Consider the following 21,272-nt stretch of genomic DNA (forward strand, 5'->3'; position numbering starts at 1 on the left):
ACATTTAGAAACCATTGGAAATCATGTGACACGAATTAAATCGGATTTTTTAATCATTGGAAGCGGAGTGAGTGGCCTTTTTACAGCACTAAAGTTGGCTCCGCTGGGATCCGTAGTCGTTGTTACCAAAAAAGCAGACTACGAGTCCAATACCAATTATGCACAAGGAGGCATTGCCTCCGTTTTCGATGACAAGGATAAGTTTGAAGAACATATCAAAGATACCTTGGAGTCTGGGGCGGGGCTTTGTGATTTGGAAGCTGTGCGTGTCCTTGTCGAAGAAGGACCCACTCGGGTTCGCGAACTTCTGGATTTGGGAGTTCCTTTTACCAGAAACCAAACCGGGGAATTGGATCTTGCCCGCGAAGGTGGACATAGCAAAAACCGAATCATTCACTCTCTGGACAGAACAGGAAGTGCCGTAGAACAATCGCTACTTGACCATGTTCACGCCAACCAAAACATTCGTATTTTAGAAAACCATGCCTGTGTGGATCTCATCACCAAACACCATTTAAAGGAAAAAGACAACCTTCCCCTCCGGTGTTACGGTGCTTATATTGTAGATACAGAAACTGGGGAAGTGTTTCCCGTCCTTGCCAAAAAAACCATTTTGGCAACGGGTGGGGCCGGCCAAGTGTATCTACATACCACAAACCCAAATATTGCAACGGGTGATGGAGTCGCCAGTGCTTATCGTGCCGGTGCCATTGTTAAGAACATGGAGTTCTATCAATTCCATCCGACTTCTCTTTTTCATGAACAGGGAAATAGTTTTTTAATTTCGGAAGCGGTTCGGGGCCATGGTGGCATCTTACGTGAGATAGGTGGTAGACCTTTTATGAAGGACTACCATGAGATGGGGGAACTAGCCCCAAGGGATATTGTAGCCCGAGCCATTGACGATACGATGAAAAAGAAAGGCGAACCTCATGTCCTTCTGGATATTACTCATCGGCCGGCAAACGATATCATCAACCATTTTCCTTCCATCTATGAACGTTGTAAAAAACTGGGAATTGATATCACAACAGATCCGATCCCAGTAGTGCCAGCCGCTCATTATATGTGCGGAGGTGTGGCCACCGATTTACTGGGAAGGACAAATATCGCCGACTTATATGCATGCGGAGAAACCACTTGCACTGGAGTGCATGGTGGAAACCGATTGGCATCGAATAGTCTACTCGAATGTCTTGTGTTCTCTCATCGCATAGCAGGGGATATTCGGTCACAAGGATCCTTAAGTTATTCAAAAGAGACGGATCTTATACCCGATTGGAATAAAGAAGGAACCACAAATACAGAAGAATGGGTCCTCATCTCTCATGATCTGGTGGAAATCAAAACCATAATGAGCAATTATGTAGGGATTGTTCGTTCGGATATGCGGCTTGAAAGAGCCCTTCGCCGATTGAAATTAATTTCAGAAGAAGTGAAGGACTACTACAATCGCACTACGGTCTCAATTGAGTTACTCGAACTTCGGAACTTAGTGAAAGTGGCTGAACTGATTGTTCGGTCGGCACTGCTGCGAAAGGAAAGTCGTGGGCTTCATTTTAGCACAGACTATCCAGAAGACAGAACTCCTTCACGCCAAGATACCATCGTTTCTCACAAACTCTAAGTAAACAAATCAAGGCGAAAGCGCCAGGGACCCTAGCGGAAATCCTTTCTCGGAAGAGAAAGATTGGAGCGGAGGGCCCGGTCCTTTTTTGTATAAAACAAAAATCTCAAAACCAAATGGGAGGCGCCCATCTAACTTAAGTTTATTTAATCATAAATCAATTCGTTCGGTAAATTACACCAAACAATTATTAACCTCTAAGACCAAGGATGGTATAAACAATTCCTAAGATGATGGGAAGAATCGAATAACTAAAGACATGGATGAAATAACCGCGTTTTTCGCCCCATTTTTGTTTCATGGGTTCGAGTTTCCAAAAAAATCCGGGTTTGTAGAGGCGGAGGATGTAGGTGGTGGTTCCGTAGAGGATAAAAAATACGCCGAGTCCAACAGTGATTAGGTTCATAAGTCTCCTTGATTCTGTAAGCTTATGTAAGAATGCGAACTTTCCAAGAAAAAAAATACGTATCGTAAGATTTGGATTTCGGATTCGGCGAGGGCGTGGTAAAGGGAGCGTATTGGGTGGCGGGTCTAGTTCCCCACCCTAGTCAGGGCGGGGATACAAGATTCAAAAAAACACCCCCACCCCAAAAGCAAATAATCGCAATTCCATTAAAAAAATTCCTAAAATTAAAAAATCAAGAACCAAACAGTAAAGATTCCACCTAATAAACTTACCAATGTAAGGTTAGGTGTTCTATGATCAAATTTCGGTATTCTCCAAAGGACAATCGTTTCTATTTACGATTTCACTATTCAAAAACTTTTTATTCCATTGCAAAATCCCTACCCAAGGGTGTTTACAATTCTATTGACCAATCCTGGTCATATCCGAACGATCCAAACATCATAAAACAAGTATTAAATGCATTTTCAGATCATGATATCCGAATTCTTCCCAAAGAAATTCCCAAACAGTGCGGAATATTAGATGATTATTTTAAAGCAACAAGAGAACGTAATTTTTCGTTTCGCACAACAAAAACATACTACTCCCATATATTTCAACTCTTGGTGTACACAGGAAAACTTCCAATGAATGTCAAAACCAGTGATTTGGACAAATATTTAGACCACCTAGTGACCGATCGCGGAGTAAAGGCAACAAGTGTTAGGTCGGCAAGACAGGCATTTATCTTCTATTTCCGCGAAGTCAGACAACAATTCACACAACTGAAATTTCCACGGATGTTAGTCGGTTCCAAACTACCAGAGGTTTTATCTGCAGAAGAAACTAGGTCGATATTCAATGCACTTCCCAATCGAAAACATAAAATGTTACTTCTGATCAGTTACTCCTCTGGTTTGCGTGTGAGTGAAGTCATTCATTTAAAAATCACAGACATTGACTTAAAACGAAATATGGTTCGTGTGGGCCAGGGCAAAGGGAAAAAAGATAGGTATACCATCCTTGCTACGTCTCTAGTCGAAGAACTAAAAGAATATCTTAAGGTCAGAGAATACAATTTACTTTTAAAACACAGTTATAACGAAGTGCGTGCCAATCCTTGGTTATTCCCAGGTTCTGGAAACAGGCCTTTACATATCCGCACTGCCGAGGCAATCTTTACTAACGCAGCTAAAAAAGCAAATATAGGGAAAAAAGTAAGTTTCCATAGTTTAAGACATGCCTTCGCCACACATTTGTTAGAGCTTGGTACTGACTTACGAATGATCCAAACATTACTCGGACACGCAAGTGTCCGAACCACTCAAATTTATACAAAAGTGGCAAGGAGTCGGTTAGAAAACATTGTGAGTCCTTTAGATCGAATCTCAGCCAAAAAAGAAATTCCAAGTTCTCTCCCAGACACAGAAAATCAAAATTAACCTTCCTTTCTCGCATCCAAATCTGGATCCCAACAAACACCACTTTGTTTCCCTTGGCCTATAGAAAACCGAAAAATTCCCAAAGAATTTGCGTGAAATTTCTATCGCAATTTTGAAAAAAGAAAAATACTAGAATACTGAAGCAAAACTGAATGAACGAGAAATTTGAATTATTTTATTCTTCCCTTACCGAAACAGAACTTTCTATTGTTTTGCGATTAAAGGAAATTTTAAAGCCATTTGTTACTCTAGAGGAAAGAATCTCGTATTCTGTTCTCTATTACTTTCAAAATAGCCGTGTTTGTTTTATATGGCCGGCATCCATTAAACCAGGCCCAAAGTCAGGCGTGCAATTAGGGTTTTGTAATGGATACCTTCTAAATGATCCCAAACAAAAACTAGAAAAAGAAAACCGTAAACAGGTCTATTGTTTCACCTTCCATTCTCCCGGTGAGATAAATCCAAAACTTCTCCTTCCTTATATCCAAAACGCATTGGAAGTTGATAAAACCTTATATAAATCTAAAAAAGGAACGAACTCCTAACATCAAAAACATGTTAAGAACAAGTTTGTGCGTTCCCAAATTTTTGATTTTTAAAAATAAATCCAAATAAGGGCCGGGTCACTCCGGGGTGCGCTTACGCTCCCGTCACCAACCATCTAACGATGGTAGGCGACCAAGCCCTACGTCCCCCTAACGCAAGAAAAGGGGGAATTGAGTTTCGAAATTAAATTCTAACTTTTTCCTTTTTGTGCCCAGAAAAAAATAAGCACAAGAAGTCCAATCCCTGTGATGCCAATCAATTGCCACCATCCACTTTTACCTGTATCATGCAAACGCCTTGCCCCCACACTTAAACTTGGCAAAAGTACAGCTAAGGAAAAAACTCCTGCTACAAAAGGAAGAACTACACTAATTGCCGCACTAATGATAATGCAGAAAACAACCCACCACCAGAATTCTGGCCTTTTTGCATTGCCGGTAAAATCGGCATACTTTTGTAAACATACTTTGATCGCATCTTGGAATGACATATAGTTTCTACCTTCCAGTGAATTACTAAATTTGTTTCGTCACAAACGAGGCATATTAGAAATTAATTATTTATAATGTAAAGTAAAAAAAGGAAAAATCAGTTTATGTTGCAAATAGGAATCCTTATATTCCCTGAAGTGGAAGTGTTAGACTTTGCCGGTCCTTTCGAAGTATTCTCTCTCGCAGAAACTAACGACCGTAATAAATTATGCCAGGTATTTCTTGTTGCCGAAAACCTATCTCCGGTCTTCGCAAGGAATGGCTTGATGGTTTTGCCTAATTTTGATTATTCAAATTGCCCTCCGATGGATATACTGATCATTCCTGGAGGATATGGTGCAGAAGAGTTAGAAATTAAAAATCAAACAACTCTTAGTTGGATTAAAGCTAAACACTTAAAAGTTAAGCATTTGGCCTCTATTTGTACAGGTGCATTTCTATTAGCAGAAATTGGACTTTTAAATGGGTTAGAAGTGACTACTCATTGGATGGACATAGACACTTTAAAGAAAAACTATCCTTTGTTAAATGTAAAAACCAATATCCGGTATACTGATAACGGAAAAATTTTAACTTCAGGCGGAATCTCCTCTGGCATTCATTTGAGTTTTTATCTTTTACAAAAAATATTTGGAGAGGAAGTAGCGATTCGAACAGCCAAACGAATGGAATACGATTGGATTCCGGAGGAAAGATGATATGTAAGAATATTCATTCGACAGGATACGAATTATTCCCAAATATCACGACAACCGAAGTTATAAAATAAATTCATTTATGTTTCTTTGATGTCAAACGACCAAAAAACAAAGTTAGTGATCTTGTCCTATGAAACCTATTGCCAAAATGGCCCATAAAAATAATTGTGCTCCTGGTTTCATTTCGAGTTAAATGAAGAGGGTAAATTTTGAGTCGAACACTTAAAGAAGAATTAGCTTTTTCTACGATGATGACAATTGGTATGGTAACGATAATGTTATCGTATAATATGGTCTTGATTTTTGGATTTCATACAGAGACAATTATATTGATCATAAAACAGTTTGTTCCAATATTCCTAATCGCATTTGCTGTAGAACAATTAATAGTAAGTCATAATGTTTCTAAACTCCATAAAATTCTAGTCTCACCTACAGATCCAAAGTTTAAACACATTCTTGTCATGGTACTACTTATGGTTACTGGGATGTGTCTACTGATGACACTCATCACTACACTCATCAACGTTGGAACAGAAAATCATTTTCTAGAACATTACATAAGTTCTGTGATCAAAAACTACCCGATGGCACTTTTGGCGCAACTCGCTGTGGTTGGTCCTCTAGTTCGCTATTCGCATTTGAAGATATTCAAAAAGTCAAAACTAGTATCTTAAATAACTTTTCACTTGTACCAATTTCCCAAATGAATTCGAGCCCTTTCTTAGATATGGCATGGGCGCCGAACAGCATCCACGGATGGATGCGAGCGGGAGCTCTGGCCATGGAGGGCCAGGCGAACGCAAGGCACCCATGCCATATCTAAGAAAGTATATACGCTGAAGGGGGAATTCTAAGTGGGTGGATGACGGGATTTCGCCTTACGCGGTTCTCCCATCCAGGTCGAACTCGCTCCAGGCCGTCTTTTGCGAGCCCTCGCACTTCCTGTGCTCGGTCGTTCTCGCTTAACGCCAATTAGGCAAGGTGTCTTGCCAAATTGGCTACTCGAACTCTATCGCAAAATCGTTCGAATCCCAATCATTTGGTTTCTAATAAAAGATTGTTTGGAATTTGAATCGCCGAAGGCGATTTAATGGGTGGATGACGGGATTCGAACCCGCGACGACTGGTACCACAAACCAGGGCTCTACCGCTGAACTACATCCACCATTTCTAAAACATCTTGACCCGGGAGGGATTCGAACCCCCGACCAACTGCTTAGAAGGCAGTTGCTCTATCCAGCTGAGCTACCGGGTCGGATAGAACCAACTGATTCGGGATGACAGGATTTGAACCTGCGACCCTCTGTACCCAAAACAGATGCGCTACCACTGCGCTACATCCCGAGAAAGTCCTTGAATCACCAGTGTTTTTGGCAGATGGACTGTGTCAACAAAAGGGAGATTTATTTCTTCAGGTTCTTCAATCTTTCTAAAAGAACGGGATGGTTTGGGTTCTTTTGCAGGGCTTTGCGGTAGGCCTTCCATGCTTCTTCTGGTTTTCCTATGGTTTGCAGAAAATAACCAAAGGAATCTAGGTAAGCTGGGTTGTTTGGATCAAGTTCCAATGCTTTTTTTAAGGATTTGATGGCTTCTGTGCGTTCTTCGGTGCTGATTTTTTTCTTTAAAGCAAGTAAATAACCCAAAGAATTGAGACTATTTTTGTAATCGGGAGTATGTTTCAAGATGCGGCGGTGGATTTCTATCGCATCTTCCAAACGATGGGTGTATTCATACACATGGGCCAAAAAGGAAAGGAGTTTGGGATCATCCACTGCCACTTGCAATCGATCTTTGATAATCGACTCTGCGGTTTCCCAATCTTTTAGTTCCACAAGGGCAAACACTTTCAGTCGGTAGACATTATCGACTTCGATAAAACCTGGGTATTCTTCCAGAATCCGGTCCAAAACCTGAATTGATTTTTTGAAGTTTTTGGTCTGGAAACAACAGAGTGCAAAATTATACAAAAGAATCGGATCTTCTGGATTTTGGAGTAAGGCCTGATCCAAAAGATTCAGTGCCATGGCATAATTGCCTTTATTCATGTAACCGAGGTAGTCTGTTTCTTCTGCCATTGTTTCTATTTGGATTGTAATTCCGTAAGTCGTCTTTTTTCCGTTAAGTCCAATTGGATGGGAGTGACCGGTAACTTTCCTTGGTTGTAGGCTTCAAAGTCTGTTCCCGTTTCTTCATCGTGTCCAAGTAAACTTCCGTTTAACTGAAATTCGCTGACCCCTTCGATGATTTGTTTTTTCTCATATTTTTCTGAATAACGCCTGCGACCAAGCCTTGTAAAAACGATTTCGTTGATTGTGCCCGATCCAGAAATTTCTGGAGGAAAGTTTAGGTTCCAAACTTCGCCCGATTGGATTTGTGATTTGTATTTGGAGAGAAAAGATAAAACCAGTTCCGCTTCCCTTTCATACCCATCGTCTGGATCAATCCGACCAGAACTCACCGCAAGAGATGGAATTCCATGAAGGGCTCCGTGTTTGGCGGCCCCGACTGTTCCCGAATAATGCACATCATAACCCATATTCACACCTCTGTTGATTCCAGAGATCACAAAGTCAATTTTAGGAAAGATTTCTGCATACAAACCTATGTTCACACAATCCGCAGGAAATCCATCCGCAATGTAATGGTTGTCATTGATTCGTTCGACTCGCATTCCTTGAAAGACAGTGAGTGCCATGGAAGTCACAGACCGTTCCTTCAAAGGAGCTATGAGATAAGTGTTATAAGATTTTCCAAGGACTCGTTCCAAAGCTTTGATTCCGGCGGAAGAAATTCCGTCGTCATTTGTGATGAGTAAATTCAAACTATAAACCACCTGAGATCGATTGGAGAATACTGGTTGCAGTATATAAATTCATTAGGAAAGGGAATAAAATCGTAAGGCCTAGTGCATAAAAAGAAAACTTGAGCGAGTCGCGATTTCTTAATTCATAAATGGATTTGAGTCCACGAGAAACAACCAAACTGTAAAGGAATACAAATGTGATTAGTAAAAATAGTCCCGATCCGAGTCCAGAAAGCCCTACTGCATGAAAGACAATACAAACCGGTGCAAATAACAAAAACAAAACAACCGAATGCCTTGCAAACAGCAGTAAAAATAAGAGTTTTTGCGCTCTTCCTTTTTTTTGTACATAGTAGTCAGCCACTAATGCATAAAAAAATGGGAAAAAACGAAACAGAATCAAGTTGGCTATAAAACCAAAAAACAAAAATGACAAAGTGGAAATAGTGTACGGTGCCGAGAGGATACTCATTCCCACTGACAGAGATAAGGCGGAAAGGATCGTAAACATCCAACTCGACACGGGACTTGCCGCAAAGGGTATCTCCTTCACTTCCTCCGAATAACGAAGGGGATCCAAAAATACAAGTTCCAATACATCAACTAAATCGAAGAAAAAATCTCTCATAACATCAATTTTCCAAGAGCTGTAGGTAGAATGACTAACACTTGTGATTGGATGAGGGAACGAATTTTGGATACATGAGAATTGTCTCCAAAAAAACTTACGCCCAAAGTTTGCAAAAATCGATCAAAGGGAGAAATCTCTTGTTCAAAAAGAGGAATGAGTCCATCAAATTGGCAAAGTTCAGAAAGTTTTTTATGAGCTTCCCTCCTTCCTCCAATATCATCCACAAGTTTGTTACGAAACGCATCTTCGCCAGAATAAATTTTACCCTCAGCCAACTCTTCAATGGACTTAACCGTTTTGTTTCGTCCTTTGGCAACATCTTCCACAAACTTGCGATAGGTGTCTTGTAACTGTTTTCCGATCATATCATCTTCTTCATTGGTAGAGTCGCGAAACGGAGAAAACATATCTTTGTATTTTCCAGCTTTGTAAGTGCGAACCCCTACCCCATAACGATCGAGAAGACCTTTGACGTTAGGTGCAAAGGAAATGACTCCAATGGAACCTGTGATCGTTCCATTTTGGGCAAAGATATAATCCGAAGCCGCCGCAATGTAATAACCACCGGAGGCGGCTACGTCTTTCATACTCACCACAATCTTTTTGGTTTTACGAAGATGCAGCAGTTCATTAAAAATTTCTTGGGAGGCAGCGACCGTTCCACCGGGGGAATTGATCTCAAGAAGGATCCCTTTGACATTGCCATCCTCTTCGAGCTCCCGTAATTGGCGTAAGACGGTGTCGGCTCCCGTAGAATCAAAAGTAGACTCACCGGAGTGGATTTCGCCTACGATGGGTATGACGACGGCTCCAATTTCACTGGCTTGGAAGAGGCTTCCACCGGTCCCACTAGAGAAACGGGCAAGACTTGATCCAGATACCAGGATGGCAATTCCGAGAATTGTGGCAATTGTGGAGAACAAAAAGGAGAGAAAGAGAAGAAATTGGTTTCTTTCCATAAACTCTCACAAGCAAAACCTTGCAAAAACCCGAGTCAACTTTAATAATTCTTTACTTTTTTTTAGAAAAAGTTTATTTTCCTTGTACAGGCTAACCGAAAATTAGACAGGTAGTCACAGGATTTATGTCCAGGCACCGCCGAGACATAAGGCCTTTACCAAGGAAGGTAGGACATGGATGTTCGTCTCAATCGTCTCCTCAACTCAGCAGAAAAACTAGTCCAGGACAAAAAAGACACTAAAGATGTCAGTTCTGGAAAGACAGGAACCACCGTACAGAAGTCAGATGAAAAATCCGACTTTGTTGTCAGCCTTCCTGTTCAATACCACAATATCCAATCACGACTCACGGAACTGCAAAAACAACTTTCCAAGGAACAATCACGGATTGGACTTTTGGAAGATACCACTCAAGAAGAAAACAAACTCAAAGAACTTCTTTTTGAAGGCGAACCACTATTCCCAGAGTTAGGTGATAACAAAGTAACCAAACCAGAAATTTTGGAAAATAGCAAAGGCAATATCTCAAGCCTACTTGCAGAGCTTAAGAAAAAAGAAGTGGAAGGCGAAAACATCTTCTCACTAGGAATGATGTTAAGTCCTGACGAGTTCAAAGGTAAAATTGGATCTGTGTCTACAGCTTCCATGAAACCAATTTCTGAAACCATGGTAAAACGACTTCTTGGCGGTTAATTGGAATTAAAACGTTCCCTCAATACTTTTGATTCCATCTCCGTTCTATTTTCTTCCATGGTGGGGTCGGGAATTTTTTTCACTTCTGGTTATCTCATCAAAGAAACAGGAAATCTTTGGATTGTCCTACTCTGTTGGATTGTCGGCGGAGTACTTGCTCTCTCCGGCTCTATCACTTATGCTTATGCAGCACGCCTCCTTCCTTTTGCTGGAGGAGATTACGTTTATCTAAAAGTTGCTTACTCACCGGCCATAGCCTTTATGAGTGGATGGTCTTCTTTGCTCACAAATTTTTCCGCCTGTGTGTCTGTGCTTGCCCTTGCCTTTGGAAAGTATGTTCAAATTTTATTTCCAGGTATCCCTGTTTGGGAATCACCGACGTTCACCTTACTCGGATTAGACTTACAAATTAGTTCCATTACCTTTATTGGTGTATTGCCCATTCTGTTTTTTAGTGGTCTTAACTTTTTTGGAATTAAGTCCGCGGTTCGCGTGCAGAATGTATTTGCTGTTTTAAAAATTACAGGACTTGTTCTTTTTTTGGCACTTGGGTTTTCCATCGGAAATACCAACTGGTCTTATTTGTGGAATTCACCTTTTCCAAATTTACTAGAGCTCTCTTTTTATACCAAAGTTTTGATTGGGATCGTACCTGTTTCCTTTTCCTATCTGGGATGGAATATGATTACCTACATTGCAGAAGAAGTAAAGAATCCAGAAAAAACTATCGTTCGTTCTGCCATCACCGCTTGTTTTCTTGTGGCTGGTTTGTATTTTGCCATCAATTTACTTTTTGTCATTTCTGCTCCTATTGAGGAGCTTGCGGGTCAGGATGGGATTGGAGCCATCGCCTTTCAAAAGTTATTTGGAGTGAATTATTCGATCCTTACCACGAGTTTCATAGCTTGGGTGATTTTAGGATCGATGTCGGCCATCCTCATTGGAGGAAGTCGAGTTTACTTTGCTATGGCAAGAGATGGAGTGTTTATCCCTTCTTTTTCCAAAATCCATCCCAAATGGCATAGCCCTTATGTTTCTATTTTCTTTCAGGCTTTTGTAGCGATACTTTTTTTGTTTGTGAAAGAAATCGAAGCACTGCTCTATATGATTACTTGTTCGATACTCATTTTATCCTGCTTAACGGCCGCTACACCGTTTCGATTTGAAAAGATGGGAATGAAATCAGATTACAAAATTCCCTTTTATCCTCTACCCATTTTTCTTTATATCTTAGCAAACATTGCCGTGATGACCATTCTCTTTATTGAAAAACCAGTGACAGCGGGTTGGGGGCTTATGATCACTCTCATTGCCCTTCCCGTGTATTACGGATTTCGTTTGGATAAAAAGATGGTCAAAGTAAAGAATTAAAATTTGAAACAATCTTAGATTTAAAAAACTCAAACTTCAGTTTTTACTTTTGAAATGATACTAAGATTGTATTTCGTGATAAAAACCTTTAGGCAATGGCCATAAAGGTTCTGCCAATGATAGGCATCACATCATCTTTTGCCAACACCCAAACCACATCCCCACCCTTGACTTGTGTGTTTCCTGAGGGAATTAAAAACTGTTCCCCCCGAGCAATGAGAAGGATATGTGACTGCTCAGGAAGTTTGATTTCAAATAATGCTTTGTCCACCACACTAGAATTATAGGGGACAATTAACTCTTGTAAGGTCATGCCCGGAAACTCGATGTTATCAAAGTCTGTCGGATGATAAATTTTACGATCGGGATCCTTTTTTAAGATTCCTAACCACTGCGCCACTTTAGGAATGAGCGATCCTTGGATGAGTAAGGAAACAAGAACGACAAAAAATACAATATGGAAGAGTAAATCTCCCCAGACAAGACCCTGGGCGATAGGAAAGGTGGCAAGAATTATGGGTGACGCACCACGTAGGCCCACCCATGAAATAAACAACTTTTCCCTTATAGGTAAATTCACACGGAATAAGGAAATAAAAACTGCAACTGGTCTTGCGAAAAGAATGAGTAATACCCCGATAAGAAGGCCGGGTACCCAAATGTTTGCCATACGAGTGGGATAAACCAAAAGTCCAAAACAAAGGAACATACCAATTTGTAAAATCCAAACATATCCATTGAGAAAACGGAAGATGGATTTTTTATGAATGAATTTGTTTCGACCAACAATAATACCAGCGATATAAACCGCTAAAAATCCATTACCCTGAAAGACTGTGGTCACTGCATAAATGAAGGGAACCGATGCCGTAATAAAAACTAAATAAAGACCGTCATACCCAAGTTTAACGGAGTTCATCAAATACAAAATGAGGATACCCAAACTATATCCCATCATCATTCCGACAAGGACTTGCATCACAAAAAAACGAAAGAATTGGAACCCACTGAAACTGGCATCGGCACTGAGTAGATTCATAAAGATGGTGGTAAGAAGAACTCCCACTGCATCGTTTGATCCAGACTCAAACTCAATGATCTTTTTTAAATGAACGGGAAGATCAGTAGAATCGGTTTTAAAAATATTAAATACAGAGGCTGCATCTGTGGCACTGACTATGGATCCGAGTAAAAACGATTCCATAAATCCAAGCACTGGAAATAAATAATGAATGACCACACCTAAAATGAGGGCTGTAAGAATTGTTCCGATGATGGAGAGACGAATCCCAACAGCAAGGAAGTTTTTTAAACTATCCCACTCACTTTCGAGTCCACCTAAAAATAAAATATAAATTAAAGCAAAAATCCCAATCGACTGTGCCAAACTATAATCGCTGAAATCAATCCCACCAGGGCCATCAGAACCAGCTAACATACCAAAGGTTAAGAAAATCAAAAGAATGGGGAATCCAAAACGAAAGAATAGTTTACTAGATAAAATAGAAAATAGAATGAGTGTGGAAATAACTAGAGCTTGTAAGGTAAAACTATCGATCATGTTTATTCCTTAGACGATCTCGAACGACTATCGTTTCGAAGAAAGTATCTCTAAAGCCTTTGCTTTTAGAATGGGATGCACAACAAAGTCATCAGGGTTCAGCAAAGAGGATGGTTTGGAAGTAGACGAATCCATTTGGTTTGCCGATGCAGGTTGTTTCCACTTATCTCGACCGAGCCAAATAGAGAGTGCATAAACCATTCGTTGGAAAATTTCGTCCACCTTGTCTTGACGGCCTGCTTTTTTGTAGTATCCAAAGGCCAACATGGGAAGTTTCCGATCGTACATAAAGTGATCACCCAAACGAATGAGCCCATCTTTATAATCGGTTTTCAGGAAGAGTTCACGCGCTTTTCGAATATCACCTGCATTGAAGGCGGTATTTGCTTCGCGAATGAGTTGTGCTCTTTCCTTGGAGTCCATACAAAGAGTATCGAACCAAATTCCGAAATTGACAACTGAATTTTGTCTAAAAGAATGTGATTACCAGGAGAGAAATATATGTTGGAAGTCGGCAAAAAAGCCCCCAATTTTACAAGTAGCAACCAAAATGGCGAAAAAGTAAAACTCGCAGACCTAACAGGAAAAAATGGGATCGTTGTCTATTTTTATCCGAGAGATATGACACCAGGATGTACAACAGAAGCTTGTGACTTCCGGGACAATTTTGCCCGCTTGAAAAAATTTGGATTCAATGTAATTGGAATCTCCAAAGACAATCCGAAATCTCATACCAAGTTCATTGAAAAACAAGAAATCAATTTTGATCTGATCTCCGACGAATCGGGGGAAATTTGTGAAGCTTATGGGGTTTGGAGAGAGAAGGTATTTATGGGAAGACGAGGCATGGGTATTGTAAGATCCACCTTCCTTTTGGACAGTTCTCTCAAAATCAAAAAAATCTATGACAGCGTGAAGGTAAAAGGTCACGTGGAAGAAATCATCAAAGACATTCAGGAAATCCAAGGGAAATGAAAATAGAAATCTCTCCGCTACAAATCCAAATCGGTGCACCCAAATCCGGCTCTTATTACAAACTCATCCCTATCTTTCAAGAGGATGTGAAAGAAGAATTGGGAAAAAAATTCCCAGTCCAAATAGAAACCAAGGTATTTTCTGGAGATCTTGGAAAAGAATTTCGAGATGAATCCGAAAAAACCATCTATCTCGGATTAGGTGAAAAAGAAAAACTAAATTTCAGAAAGTTCATTTCTCACTTTTTTAAATACGGAGAAAAAATTCTTAGTTATGATGGTATGGGTCTTGAGATCATCATTTCTAAAGCACTTTCCAAAAAATTCTCGGCCGACCGAATTGCATACCAAATTGCCAACACACTTTTTATCGGAAGTTATCCAGTTTCCGTTTTACAAACAAAGAAAAAAGAAAAAAAGAAAGTGGGAGCTGTTTATTTAAAGTTTGAAGATAAATCGGTTTCAAGTTTAGCCGAATCAGGACTTTCTAAGAGTAAAATTGTCGCCAAACACGTCAATGGTGCTCGTCACATTGCACATTTGCCGGCAAACTACTTCACTCCCGATGACTTTGTTTCTCGTTCCAAAGAAATTGCCAAAGAGTACAAACTGTCCATTAAAGTTTGGGATGAACCTCAGTTAAAAAAAGAAGGTCTTGGTGGGATCCTTGCCGTTGCCCGCGGATCGGAACTCCAAGGAAAGATGGTGATTTTGGAATACAAACCGGCCAAGGCTAAAAAGAAATTTGCTATTGTAGGAAAAGGTTTAACCTTTGATACCGGTGGAATTTCCCTCAAACCTCCAGGGGAAATGCATGAAATGAAGTATGATATGTGCGGAGCCGCGGCCACCATACACGCGATTGGTGCCATTGCCGCACTCGAACTTCCCATCCATATTGTAGCTGCCATTGGTGTGGCTGAAAATATGCCAGATGGCAAAGCCATCAAACCGGGTGATGTTTATACCGCCTACAATGGAACTACTGTGGAAGTCCAAAACACTGATGCGGAAGGAAGGCTAGTCCTCGGGGATGTGTTATCCTACGTTTCCAAAAACTACAAACCAGACTATATGGTGGACTTAGCAACACTCACGGGGGCTGTCATCATTGCCCTAGGCCATGAAGCAGCGGCCATCCTAACCAACTCAGATCCGTTACGCGAAGCACTCTTCAAAGCATCCGAAACATCGGATGACCGGGTATGGGAACTTCCTCTTTGGGAAGAATACGGTGAAGATTTGAAATCAGACATTGCCGATCTCAAAAACATCACTGGTGGAGGAAAAGGAGCAGGAACCATTTCTGCAGGAATTTTTCTTTCCAAGTTTGTGGATGAATCTATCAACTGGGCTCATATTGACATCGCTGGTGCCGCTTGGAGAAAGAAAAAATCAGGAACTCAATTTTCCGGTCCTACAGGATACGGCGTACGTCTGTTAGTTGATTTGGCAAACGAGTTGTCTCGGAAGTAAATAGCCTAACTTAAGTGAAAACAAACACGGCGGGGGAATTTAATTCTCCCCCGTTCATTTCCCGCAAAACAACTCATTCACCAAAGCAGACAATATTTATTTTGAGTGTTTACTCAAGGCGATTCGGTTCACATTGTACATTAAGATCACGGTAATCAATATGGCCGCTGCGACAACATAACCTAATGTTTCATAATTTTCCATATAACCACTAGAAGTTTGTACAACGATGAGACCCGCAACAGTCGCTGCAATCCCACCGGAGATCTGTTGGACGGAAGAACTGATCGCCATAAAGGCACCGCGGTCGTGTAAATCGGGAACGGCTGAGGTGAGCGCATTGGCAGAAATCATTCGTGCTGCCACAAATACAAAAAGAATGGAATTGATAAAAATGACCATAGGCAAAGGTGTGATCTGCATTTTTGTGTAGTATATGATGATCACAGAAGCAAAAAGTGAAGCAATTACAAACATTTTGTATTTTCCGATCCAGTCACTCAATCTACCCATGAGTGGACCACCTAACATGGATACAACTCCCGTGACCATATAAACCAAAGGTAAATCTTCTAATTTTACTCCCAAATTGTGAACAGAAAAGGCAGAGCCGAAAGGCATCAACATAAATCCACCGGTTGCAAGTAAGGTCGTTGCAATATATGCGGGAAAGTATTTAGGTTCCGTGAGTGTTTTCACCAAATGCAAAAAAGCATGTCTTTCCGTTTTATTATCCAAATGAGTGGTGAGTGGTTTTAAAAAGAAAACAATCACAAACCCAACAGTTCCACTAATACCAGCAATCATCAAAAAAGGAGACTGCCATCCCCATAAGTTGGAGATAAAAATTCCAATCGGAAGTCCAAAAACTTGGCTTGCCGCAAAGGCAGTCATGATAAAGCCCATAACCCTACCTCTTACTTGGAGAGGAAATAAGTCAGCAACAATGGCAAAGGAAATGGAGGAAATGACCCCTGCAAAAACCCCAGTTAAGATGCGAGCACCAAATAAAAAGAAATAACTAGTTGCGATTCCACATAGAAAGGTAGCGACCACAAATCCTATGTAAAAAAATAATAACATTTTTTTGCGATCAAAACGATCCGCAAAACCAGCAGCAAGGATTCCAGAAACACCTGCACTGAACGCATAAGCTGACACTACAAATCCAAACTGCTGTGTTGAAATCTGTAATTCTTTCATGACCAAAACTCCCAGCGGAGAGAGGATCATAAAATCAAGGACAACTGTGAATTGCAAAAAAGCAAGTAAACCAACTACAAAAACATGATATGTAGAGAACTTAAAATTCATTCTATTTCCTTATTCTGATCTATTCATAAATCTCAAGGAAATTCTGCAAACTAAAGTTCTTTGTCCAAAACCTCTTTTAGTTTCAAATATTGAGAATTTTCAGGAGAAGTTGTCCCAAGCCTTTCCAGAATTTTTCGAGCTCGGTCTTTGTTTTTGAGAAGTCTGTAACATTCTACTAAATTAATAAGATTTCGAATGTGTTTTGGATCCCTCGCTCGTAACCTCTCTCCAATTTCCACCGCCTTACGTACATTCTTTGATTTTCGGTAGGCATAACTCAATTGTAATAGAATTTCATTGTCGGTAACAAAATAAGGAAAAATGGATTCTAAAGATTCTACAGCAGAATCAAATCGTTTCAATAAAAGGGAAATGCGAGATTTTTCACGAAGTAAATTGATTCGCACATCATCTTCCAAATTTTCATTATTTAACATTCGTTCTATGGTTGAGTAAGTTTCTTCCGCATTCCCTGATTCCAATACTGATTGAAGTTCGGAATATAAAAAATGATCTGATCCCACAGTAGTTAGGGAAGAAGAACTCATCCTTTTGGCGGAACCCATCCATTCCAGTCGTAGTAAGGTCAAATCATCAGAAAAACTTCCAATTGATTGGAGGTTCTCAACAATTTGTTCCAATTCTCCTTTCGACTCACCAACCACTTGTAAAAATTTGGTTTCATCCTCGTTCATCACACGCGATCCATCAGATCCCATTTCCAAAATCAAATCATCCCGACCATCCGAACCGATAAAAAGAACATCCCCTTGTTCTAAAACAAAAACCCGGATGCGCACATTGCCAGCCATTCCTTTAGTTCCAATTTTACGAAGTTCCAATTCCTCTTCAATAAAGGAAGCAACTCCGTCCCTGTACAAAACAGTCCAAGGATGTTCGGCGTTGAGATAATACAACACTCCTGTTTCCTCTTCCACAAGGCCTAGGACAACAGACACGAGCATAGATCCGTCGAAAGATTCAAAAATAGTTTGTAGTTCGTAAAAACATTCTTTGATCCATCGTTCCGGAGATTTGGATTGACTCTCGAGTAGAAGTTGTGTGCGTTTGATAAACGATAAAAACACAACACCTAATACGAGGGCGCCTCCTGCCCCTTGGATGGACTTACCCATCGCATCTCCGTTGATAAAAACGAAGTATTTTTTACCATTGAGAACAATGTCATCACAGATGATGAGGTCTCCCCCAATCTCTTTGATTTTTCCTTTGAACTCGAACTCTTTTTTTTGTTTGGTATAGGATTGGATTCCAATCATTGGCGATTTCGATTTTTTGGAATCATTGAGCGGATCGAGTAGTAATGATGTTAAAAAATAATCTCCATCTTGTTGGATTTTTAATTCCTGGACTCGTGTGAGGGTTTCTTGTAATTCGTTTGTTCTTTGGACTACCTTTCTTTCTAGGTTAGCATTCAATTCTTCCACTTGTTTATGCACACGTAAAAAACGATTGGCTAACACGACAGCAATCCCAAGCACAAAGAATAAAAATCCAAATCTTGATAAATTTAAATTCTGAATAGGGATCAGTCCAGAGGCCCCCAAAATATCCCAAATGGCTGTAAATATCAAAAACAAAATACCAGATAACAAACGCTTGGCGTCTTTATTACCCTTCATTACTGCCCGAATTGTGATATAAAACAAAACCACACTGAATGCCAATACTGATCCTTGCCAGACTCGCAAAAGCATCACAGAACTGGCTCGGTTCACAAAAATTTGTAACATCGCCAAAATGAAACTGAATCCAAAATACCCTTTAGTGATCGGGCTAATTCGTTTGCGAAAAAAAGTATCAACGAATAACAAAAGCCAGGTGGGTGTCAAAAATACGATAAAGTATTCTATTTTTGTAATGGTAAAAGGGTCAACATCCCACTGGTAGATGGCCTGGGATCTAAAATACATATAAGCGGATAAAAATACAGCAAAGAGTGCAAAGTAAAGATTGTATGTTTCATTACGGCGTTTCCAATAAAACAAACCATGATAAATCCCAACAAAAAAGTATAAAAATAACAACATAAAGGTTGCATATTCATCCTCAACTTTTTCCAAAACCGCATAACGATCAATGGATGAACCAAAATCATTAAAAACTTTATAAAAATTTAATTCTTCACCCGATTCTGATGCAAGAAGGACTCGGATTTCATTTTTCCCAACTCGTAACAAATTTCGTGATAGTTTAACGAGAATGTTTCTTTTGTATCCACTTTCCGAGATATGATCGTTTTCTATAACCCCACTTTTAGAAACCAACTCCCCGTTTATGTACACTTTGTACACATTAGAAAGATACGGTATATGTAAGGCAAAGGAATCTGAGTCCGTTTCCTTAAAATCAATTTCTGATAAAAGAAATGGTTTTACCATTGTAATTTTTTGTAAAATTCCATCGGGAAAATCTAACTGAGATTTGATGGTAACAAGAGGGAGGGATTCCAAAGGAATCCATCCAGAACCAATAGGAACCTCCGATTCCCACCAACCCTTTTTGACATTCCAGTTTTTGGTAAGGTCGACCGGTAAGGCCCAAAGGGAGACGGGCAATAAAAGAAAAAGAAGAAGGACATTTTTAATATATAAATTCATAAGATAAAGGTTTGGAACTCTAAGGATACACCATAGGTTTCTTCAAAAAGATCTTTTTTTTCTGCCACAGACCAGATTTCTAAATTGGGATCAGTTCCTTTTTTGTGATACAACCGACAAAGAACCTTTCCTTTTTCATACACAGCGTCCAATCGCTCAATGATAGATTTTTCCGAACGATCAAGCCCATCTCCAATCCGTAAAAATGCAGCTAATTTTTTGACAAGGAGTTGGTCTTCGATTCTTAATGCCTTAAACTCTTCGTGTTTTCCTTTGGGACCACCTTTTCTATGATAACGGGCAAGAAGGGCAATGATTTCAATTTCTGCATTGGAAAAACCCACCATGGCTTCTGAGTTTTTAATGATATAATAACTATGTTTGTGGTAGTTGTGATGGGAAATACAAAGCCCTACTTGGTGCAAATAACATGCAGTCTCCAAATAATCGCGTTCCAAATTCCCAAGTTTATGTAAATCTTTTAAATCATCAAACATCTGCAAGGTGATCTTTGCCACGGCTTCAGCATGACTTTTTCCGGCCGGATAAAGATTGGCAACGGTTTTGATTGCTTTTTCACGAATATTATCTAAAGGAGGAAGTGAGGTGTCCGTATGACGATACCAAGACTCAATGGTATCATAAACAATTCCCTCCCGAAGAGCAAAATCACTCACGGTAATGGAAGGAGCTTTGATCCTTTGTAAAACTTCATCTAAAACCAAAACCCCACCTACAATGATATCTCCCCTTTTGGCATCCAGGCCTGGAATTTTTAATCTTTTTTTGAGACTATCAGCATCTAATACTTGTTTGCGGGCGTCTTTAAACTGATCGATGGCAATTTCTGTTCCGTTCAATCTGTCCCGTTTTTCCATCTTTTTTTCCAAAACGATGGAGGCCACAGAGGAGATGGTTCCCGAACTTCCCACAACCAAAAAGGGTTTCCATGTTTCAATCTGTGGTAAAAAAGCAGATAACACAGATTCAATATGAATCCGACATTTTTGTATATCGGTAGCACTCAAAGGATCTTTCTTTAAAAACTTTTCTGTTAGGCGGATGGCTCCGAGTTTCAAACTAGTTGAAAATAGTATCTCTCCCTTTTCTCCCACAAGGAGCTCTGTACTCCCTCCTCCAATGTCAATGAGTAGGATTCGTTTGTCATAAACCGGCAGGCCTTGCAAAATCCCTAAATAGATGAGCCTTGCTTCCTCATTTCCCGAGATGACTTGGATTTGGATTCCTGTTTCCCTCTCGGCTCGGTCAAGAAATACCTGGCGGTTCTCTGCTTCCCTGAGGGCACTTGTGGCTACAGCTCGAATTTCGGCCTTATAGGAGACTGCCAAAGACTGAAACCGTTTGAGGCAAGCGAGTCCTCTTTCCATGGCATCTTCCTGAATGACCGCATAATCACTGCTACCGCTTCCCAGTCTTACGGATTCTTTTTCTTTGGTTAAATATTCGAGTGTACCGTCCGGTCTTAGTTTTACGACGACGATATGGAAAGAATTTGTGCCTAAATCAATGGCAGCGAGTATCTTTTCCGTGCGAAATGCGGGATTGGGTTTTCTTAAGATTTGTGAGAAAGGAAGCATTTTGTATCTTACAAGCGTACCGAAAATTTTTACGGTTGAAAGCAAAAACCAGCCGAAAATTATGGGGAACGGGTAG

The 21,272-nt window shown here is 40.2% G+C and carries 20 protein-coding genes and 3 tRNA genes; 9 read left to right on the forward strand and 14 right to left on the reverse strand.

The features are described from left to right. The first annotated feature begins 25 nt into the window (after positions 1-25). Positions 26-1,627, forward strand: coding sequence for an L-aspartate oxidase (gene nadB, locus JWG40_RS19345; RefSeq protein ID WP_205287380.1), 1,602 nt, complete (start codon positions 26-28; stop codon positions 1,625-1,627). Positions 1,628-1,817: 190 nt separating this feature from the next. Here nadB and JWG40_RS19350 read toward each other — a convergent pair whose 3' ends face one another. Continuing rightward, positions 1,818-2,033, reverse strand: a complete 216-nt coding sequence (locus tag JWG40_RS19350) for a hypothetical protein (RefSeq protein ID WP_205287381.1) — start codon at positions 2,031-2,033, stop codon at positions 1,818-1,820. A gap of 293 nt (positions 2,034-2,326) precedes the next feature. Here JWG40_RS19350 and JWG40_RS19355 point away from each other — a divergent pair, with 293 nt between their 5' ends. Continuing rightward, entirely contained in the window at positions 2,327-3,457 is a 1,131-nt protein-coding gene (locus JWG40_RS19355) for a tyrosine-type recombinase/integrase (protein ID WP_205287382.1), read from the forward strand. A gap of 152 nt (positions 3,458-3,609) precedes the next feature. Beyond that, entirely contained in the window at positions 3,610-4,002 is a 393-nt protein-coding gene (locus JWG40_RS19360; RefSeq protein ID WP_205287383.1) for a DUF1801 domain-containing protein, read from the forward strand. 191 nt (positions 4,003-4,193) lie between these two features. On the opposite strand, the gene JWG40_RS19365 is transcribed toward JWG40_RS19360, so the two are convergent. Then, positions 4,194-4,493 (reverse strand): DUF805 domain-containing protein, encoded by a 300-nt coding sequence (locus JWG40_RS19365; RefSeq protein WP_205287384.1) that lies wholly within the window; start codon positions 4,491-4,493, stop codon positions 4,194-4,196. A gap of 105 nt (positions 4,494-4,598) precedes the next feature. Between JWG40_RS19365 and JWG40_RS19370 the strand changes: the two genes are divergently transcribed. Together JWG40_RS19370 and JWG40_RS19375 are read left to right on the forward strand one after the other, a co-directional pair. Next, positions 4,599-5,192, forward strand: a complete 594-nt coding sequence (locus tag JWG40_RS19370) for a DJ-1/PfpI family protein (RefSeq protein ID WP_205287385.1) — start codon at positions 4,599-4,601, stop codon at positions 5,190-5,192. A 209-nt stretch (positions 5,193-5,401) separates the two neighbouring features. Then, positions 5,402-5,869, forward strand: a complete 468-nt coding sequence (locus tag JWG40_RS19375; protein WP_205287386.1) for a DUF2798 domain-containing protein — start codon at positions 5,402-5,404, stop codon at positions 5,867-5,869. Between the two features lie 419 nt (positions 5,870-6,288). On the opposite strand, the gene JWG40_RS19380 is transcribed toward JWG40_RS19375, so the two are convergent. From JWG40_RS19380 to sppA, 7 genes are all read right to left on the reverse strand, one after another. After that, positions 6,289-6,360, reverse strand: a tRNA-His gene (locus tag JWG40_RS19380). A 16-nt stretch (positions 6,361-6,376) separates the two neighbouring features. Continuing rightward, positions 6,377-6,450: transfer RNA gene (locus JWG40_RS19385), tRNA-Arg, on the reverse strand. A gap of 17 nt (positions 6,451-6,467) precedes the next feature. After that, positions 6,468-6,539 (reverse strand) — tRNA-Pro (locus JWG40_RS19390). Between the two features lie 59 nt (positions 6,540-6,598). Continuing rightward, positions 6,599-7,270, reverse strand: coding sequence for a tetratricopeptide repeat protein (locus JWG40_RS19395; RefSeq protein WP_205287387.1), 672 nt, complete (start codon positions 7,268-7,270; stop codon positions 6,599-6,601). 5 nt (positions 7,271-7,275) lie between these two features. Beyond that, positions 7,276-8,016, reverse strand: a complete 741-nt coding sequence (gene surE / locus JWG40_RS19400; protein WP_205287388.1) for a 5'/3'-nucleotidase SurE — start codon at positions 8,014-8,016, stop codon at positions 7,276-7,278. Position 8,017: 1 nt separating this feature from the next. After that, positions 8,018-8,626, reverse strand: coding sequence for a hypothetical protein (locus tag JWG40_RS19405; protein ID WP_205287389.1), 609 nt, complete (start codon positions 8,624-8,626; stop codon positions 8,018-8,020). Further along, positions 8,623-9,588 (reverse strand): signal peptide peptidase SppA, encoded by a 966-nt coding sequence (sppA, locus tag JWG40_RS19410; protein ID WP_205287390.1) that lies wholly within the window; start codon positions 9,586-9,588, stop codon positions 8,623-8,625. The genes JWG40_RS19405 and sppA overlap by 4 nt, the downstream gene beginning before the upstream one ends. A 174-nt stretch (positions 9,589-9,762) precedes the next feature. Here sppA and JWG40_RS19415 point away from each other — a divergent pair, with 174 nt between their 5' ends. Beyond that, positions 9,763-10,281, forward strand: a complete 519-nt coding sequence (locus JWG40_RS19415; RefSeq protein ID WP_205287391.1) for an LIC10415 family protein — start codon at positions 9,763-9,765, stop codon at positions 10,279-10,281. Continuing rightward, positions 10,282-11,652 carry an APC family permease gene (locus JWG40_RS19420; protein WP_205287392.1) on the forward strand — a complete coding sequence of 457 codons (1,371 nt, stop codon included), beginning with the start codon at positions 10,282-10,284 and terminating at the stop codon, positions 11,650-11,652. Between the two features lie 88 nt (positions 11,653-11,740). Here the strand turns inward: JWG40_RS19420 and JWG40_RS19425 are convergent, their stop codons facing one another. Both JWG40_RS19425 and JWG40_RS19430 read right to left on the reverse strand, forming a co-directional pair. Further along, entirely contained in the window at positions 11,741-13,213 is a 1,473-nt protein-coding gene (locus tag JWG40_RS19425) for a potassium/proton antiporter (protein WP_205287393.1), read from the reverse strand. A 27-nt stretch (positions 13,214-13,240) separates the two neighbouring features. Beyond that, positions 13,241-13,636 (reverse strand): hypothetical protein, encoded by a 396-nt coding sequence (locus JWG40_RS19430; protein ID WP_205287394.1) that lies wholly within the window; start codon positions 13,634-13,636, stop codon positions 13,241-13,243. Positions 13,637-13,714: 78 nt separating this feature from the next. Here JWG40_RS19430 and bcp point away from each other — a divergent pair, with 78 nt between their 5' ends. Continuing rightward, on the forward strand, positions 13,715-14,188 hold the full coding sequence (bcp, locus tag JWG40_RS19435; RefSeq protein ID WP_205287395.1) for a thioredoxin-dependent thiol peroxidase: 474 nt from the start codon (positions 13,715-13,717) through the stop codon (positions 14,186-14,188). Continuing rightward, on the forward strand, positions 14,185-15,663 hold the full coding sequence (locus tag JWG40_RS19440) for a leucyl aminopeptidase (RefSeq protein ID WP_205287396.1): 1,479 nt from the start codon (positions 14,185-14,187) through the stop codon (positions 15,661-15,663). The genes bcp and JWG40_RS19440 overlap by 4 nt, the downstream gene beginning before the upstream one ends. A gap of 96 nt (positions 15,664-15,759) precedes the next feature. Here the strand turns inward: JWG40_RS19440 and JWG40_RS19445 are convergent, their stop codons facing one another. Genes JWG40_RS19445 through JWG40_RS19455 form a run of 3 tightly spaced genes read right to left on the reverse strand, consistent with a single transcriptional unit; the run spans position 15,760 to position 21,196 of the window. Then, positions 15,760-16,977, reverse strand: a complete 1,218-nt coding sequence (locus JWG40_RS19445; RefSeq protein ID WP_205287397.1) for an MFS transporter — start codon at positions 16,975-16,977, stop codon at positions 15,760-15,762. A 50-nt stretch (positions 16,978-17,027) separates the two neighbouring features. Continuing rightward, positions 17,028-19,598, reverse strand: coding sequence for a SpoIIE family protein phosphatase (locus JWG40_RS19450; RefSeq protein ID WP_205287398.1), 2,571 nt, complete (start codon positions 19,596-19,598; stop codon positions 17,028-17,030). Continuing rightward, positions 19,595-21,196 (reverse strand): Ppx/GppA phosphatase family protein, encoded by a 1,602-nt coding sequence (locus JWG40_RS19455; protein WP_205287399.1) that lies wholly within the window; start codon positions 21,194-21,196, stop codon positions 19,595-19,597. Before JWG40_RS19455 ends, JWG40_RS19450 begins: the two co-directional genes overlap by 4 nt. Between the last annotated feature and the right edge of the window lie 76 nt (positions 21,197-21,272).

Origin of the sequence: Leptospira abararensis (assembly GCF_016918735.1) — a bacterium.
Classification (GTDB): domain Bacteria; phylum Spirochaetota; class Leptospiria; order Leptospirales; family Leptospiraceae; genus Leptospira_A; species Leptospira_A abararensis.

Excerpts from the sequence above, each read along its gene's own strand:
- JWG40_RS19405 (WP_205287389.1), bottom strand. The coding sequence starts at position 8,626 with ATGAGAGATTTTTTCTTCGATTTAGTTGATGTATTGGAACTTGTATTT.
- JWG40_RS19430 (WP_205287394.1), bottom strand. The coding sequence starts at position 13,636 with ATGGACTCCAAGGAAAGAGCACAACTCATTCGCGAAGCAAATACCGCC.
- JWG40_RS19440 (WP_205287396.1), top strand. The coding sequence starts at position 14,185 with ATGAAAATAGAAATCTCTCCGCTACAAATCCAAATCGGTGCACCCAAA.
- JWG40_RS19355 (WP_205287382.1), top strand. The coding sequence starts at position 2,327 with ATGATCAAATTTCGGTATTCTCCAAAGGACAATCGTTTCTATTTACGA.
- JWG40_RS19445 (WP_205287397.1), bottom strand. The coding sequence starts at position 16,977 with ATGAATTTTAAGTTCTCTACATATCATGTTTTTGTAGTTGGTTTACTT.
- JWG40_RS19450 (WP_205287398.1), bottom strand. The coding sequence starts at position 19,598 with ATGAATTTATATATTAAAAATGTCCTTCTTCTTTTTCTTTTATTGCCC.
- JWG40_RS19455 (WP_205287399.1), bottom strand. The coding sequence starts at position 21,196 with ATGCTTCCTTTCTCACAAATCTTAAGAAAACCCAATCCCGCATTTCGC.
- JWG40_RS19425 (WP_205287393.1), bottom strand. The coding sequence starts at position 13,213 with ATGATCGATAGTTTTACCTTACAAGCTCTAGTTATTTCCACACTCATT.
- JWG40_RS19365 (WP_205287384.1), bottom strand. The coding sequence starts at position 4,493 with ATGTCATTCCAAGATGCGATCAAAGTATGTTTACAAAAGTATGCCGAT.
- JWG40_RS19395 (WP_205287387.1), bottom strand. The coding sequence starts at position 7,270 with ATGGCAGAAGAAACAGACTACCTCGGTTACATGAATAAAGGCAATTAT.
- JWG40_RS19415 (WP_205287391.1), top strand. The coding sequence starts at position 9,763 with ATGGATGTTCGTCTCAATCGTCTCCTCAACTCAGCAGAAAAACTAGTC.
- sppA (WP_205287390.1), bottom strand. The coding sequence starts at position 9,588 with ATGGAAAGAAACCAATTTCTTCTCTTTCTCTCCTTTTTGTTCTCCACA.
- bcp (WP_205287395.1), top strand. The coding sequence starts at position 13,715 with ATGTTGGAAGTCGGCAAAAAAGCCCCCAATTTTACAAGTAGCAACCAA.
- JWG40_RS19370 (WP_205287385.1), top strand. The coding sequence starts at position 4,599 with ATGTTGCAAATAGGAATCCTTATATTCCCTGAAGTGGAAGTGTTAGAC.
- JWG40_RS19360 (WP_205287383.1), top strand. The coding sequence starts at position 3,610 with ATGAACGAGAAATTTGAATTATTTTATTCTTCCCTTACCGAAACAGAA.
- JWG40_RS19350 (WP_205287381.1), bottom strand. The coding sequence starts at position 2,033 with ATGAACCTAATCACTGTTGGACTCGGCGTATTTTTTATCCTCTACGGA.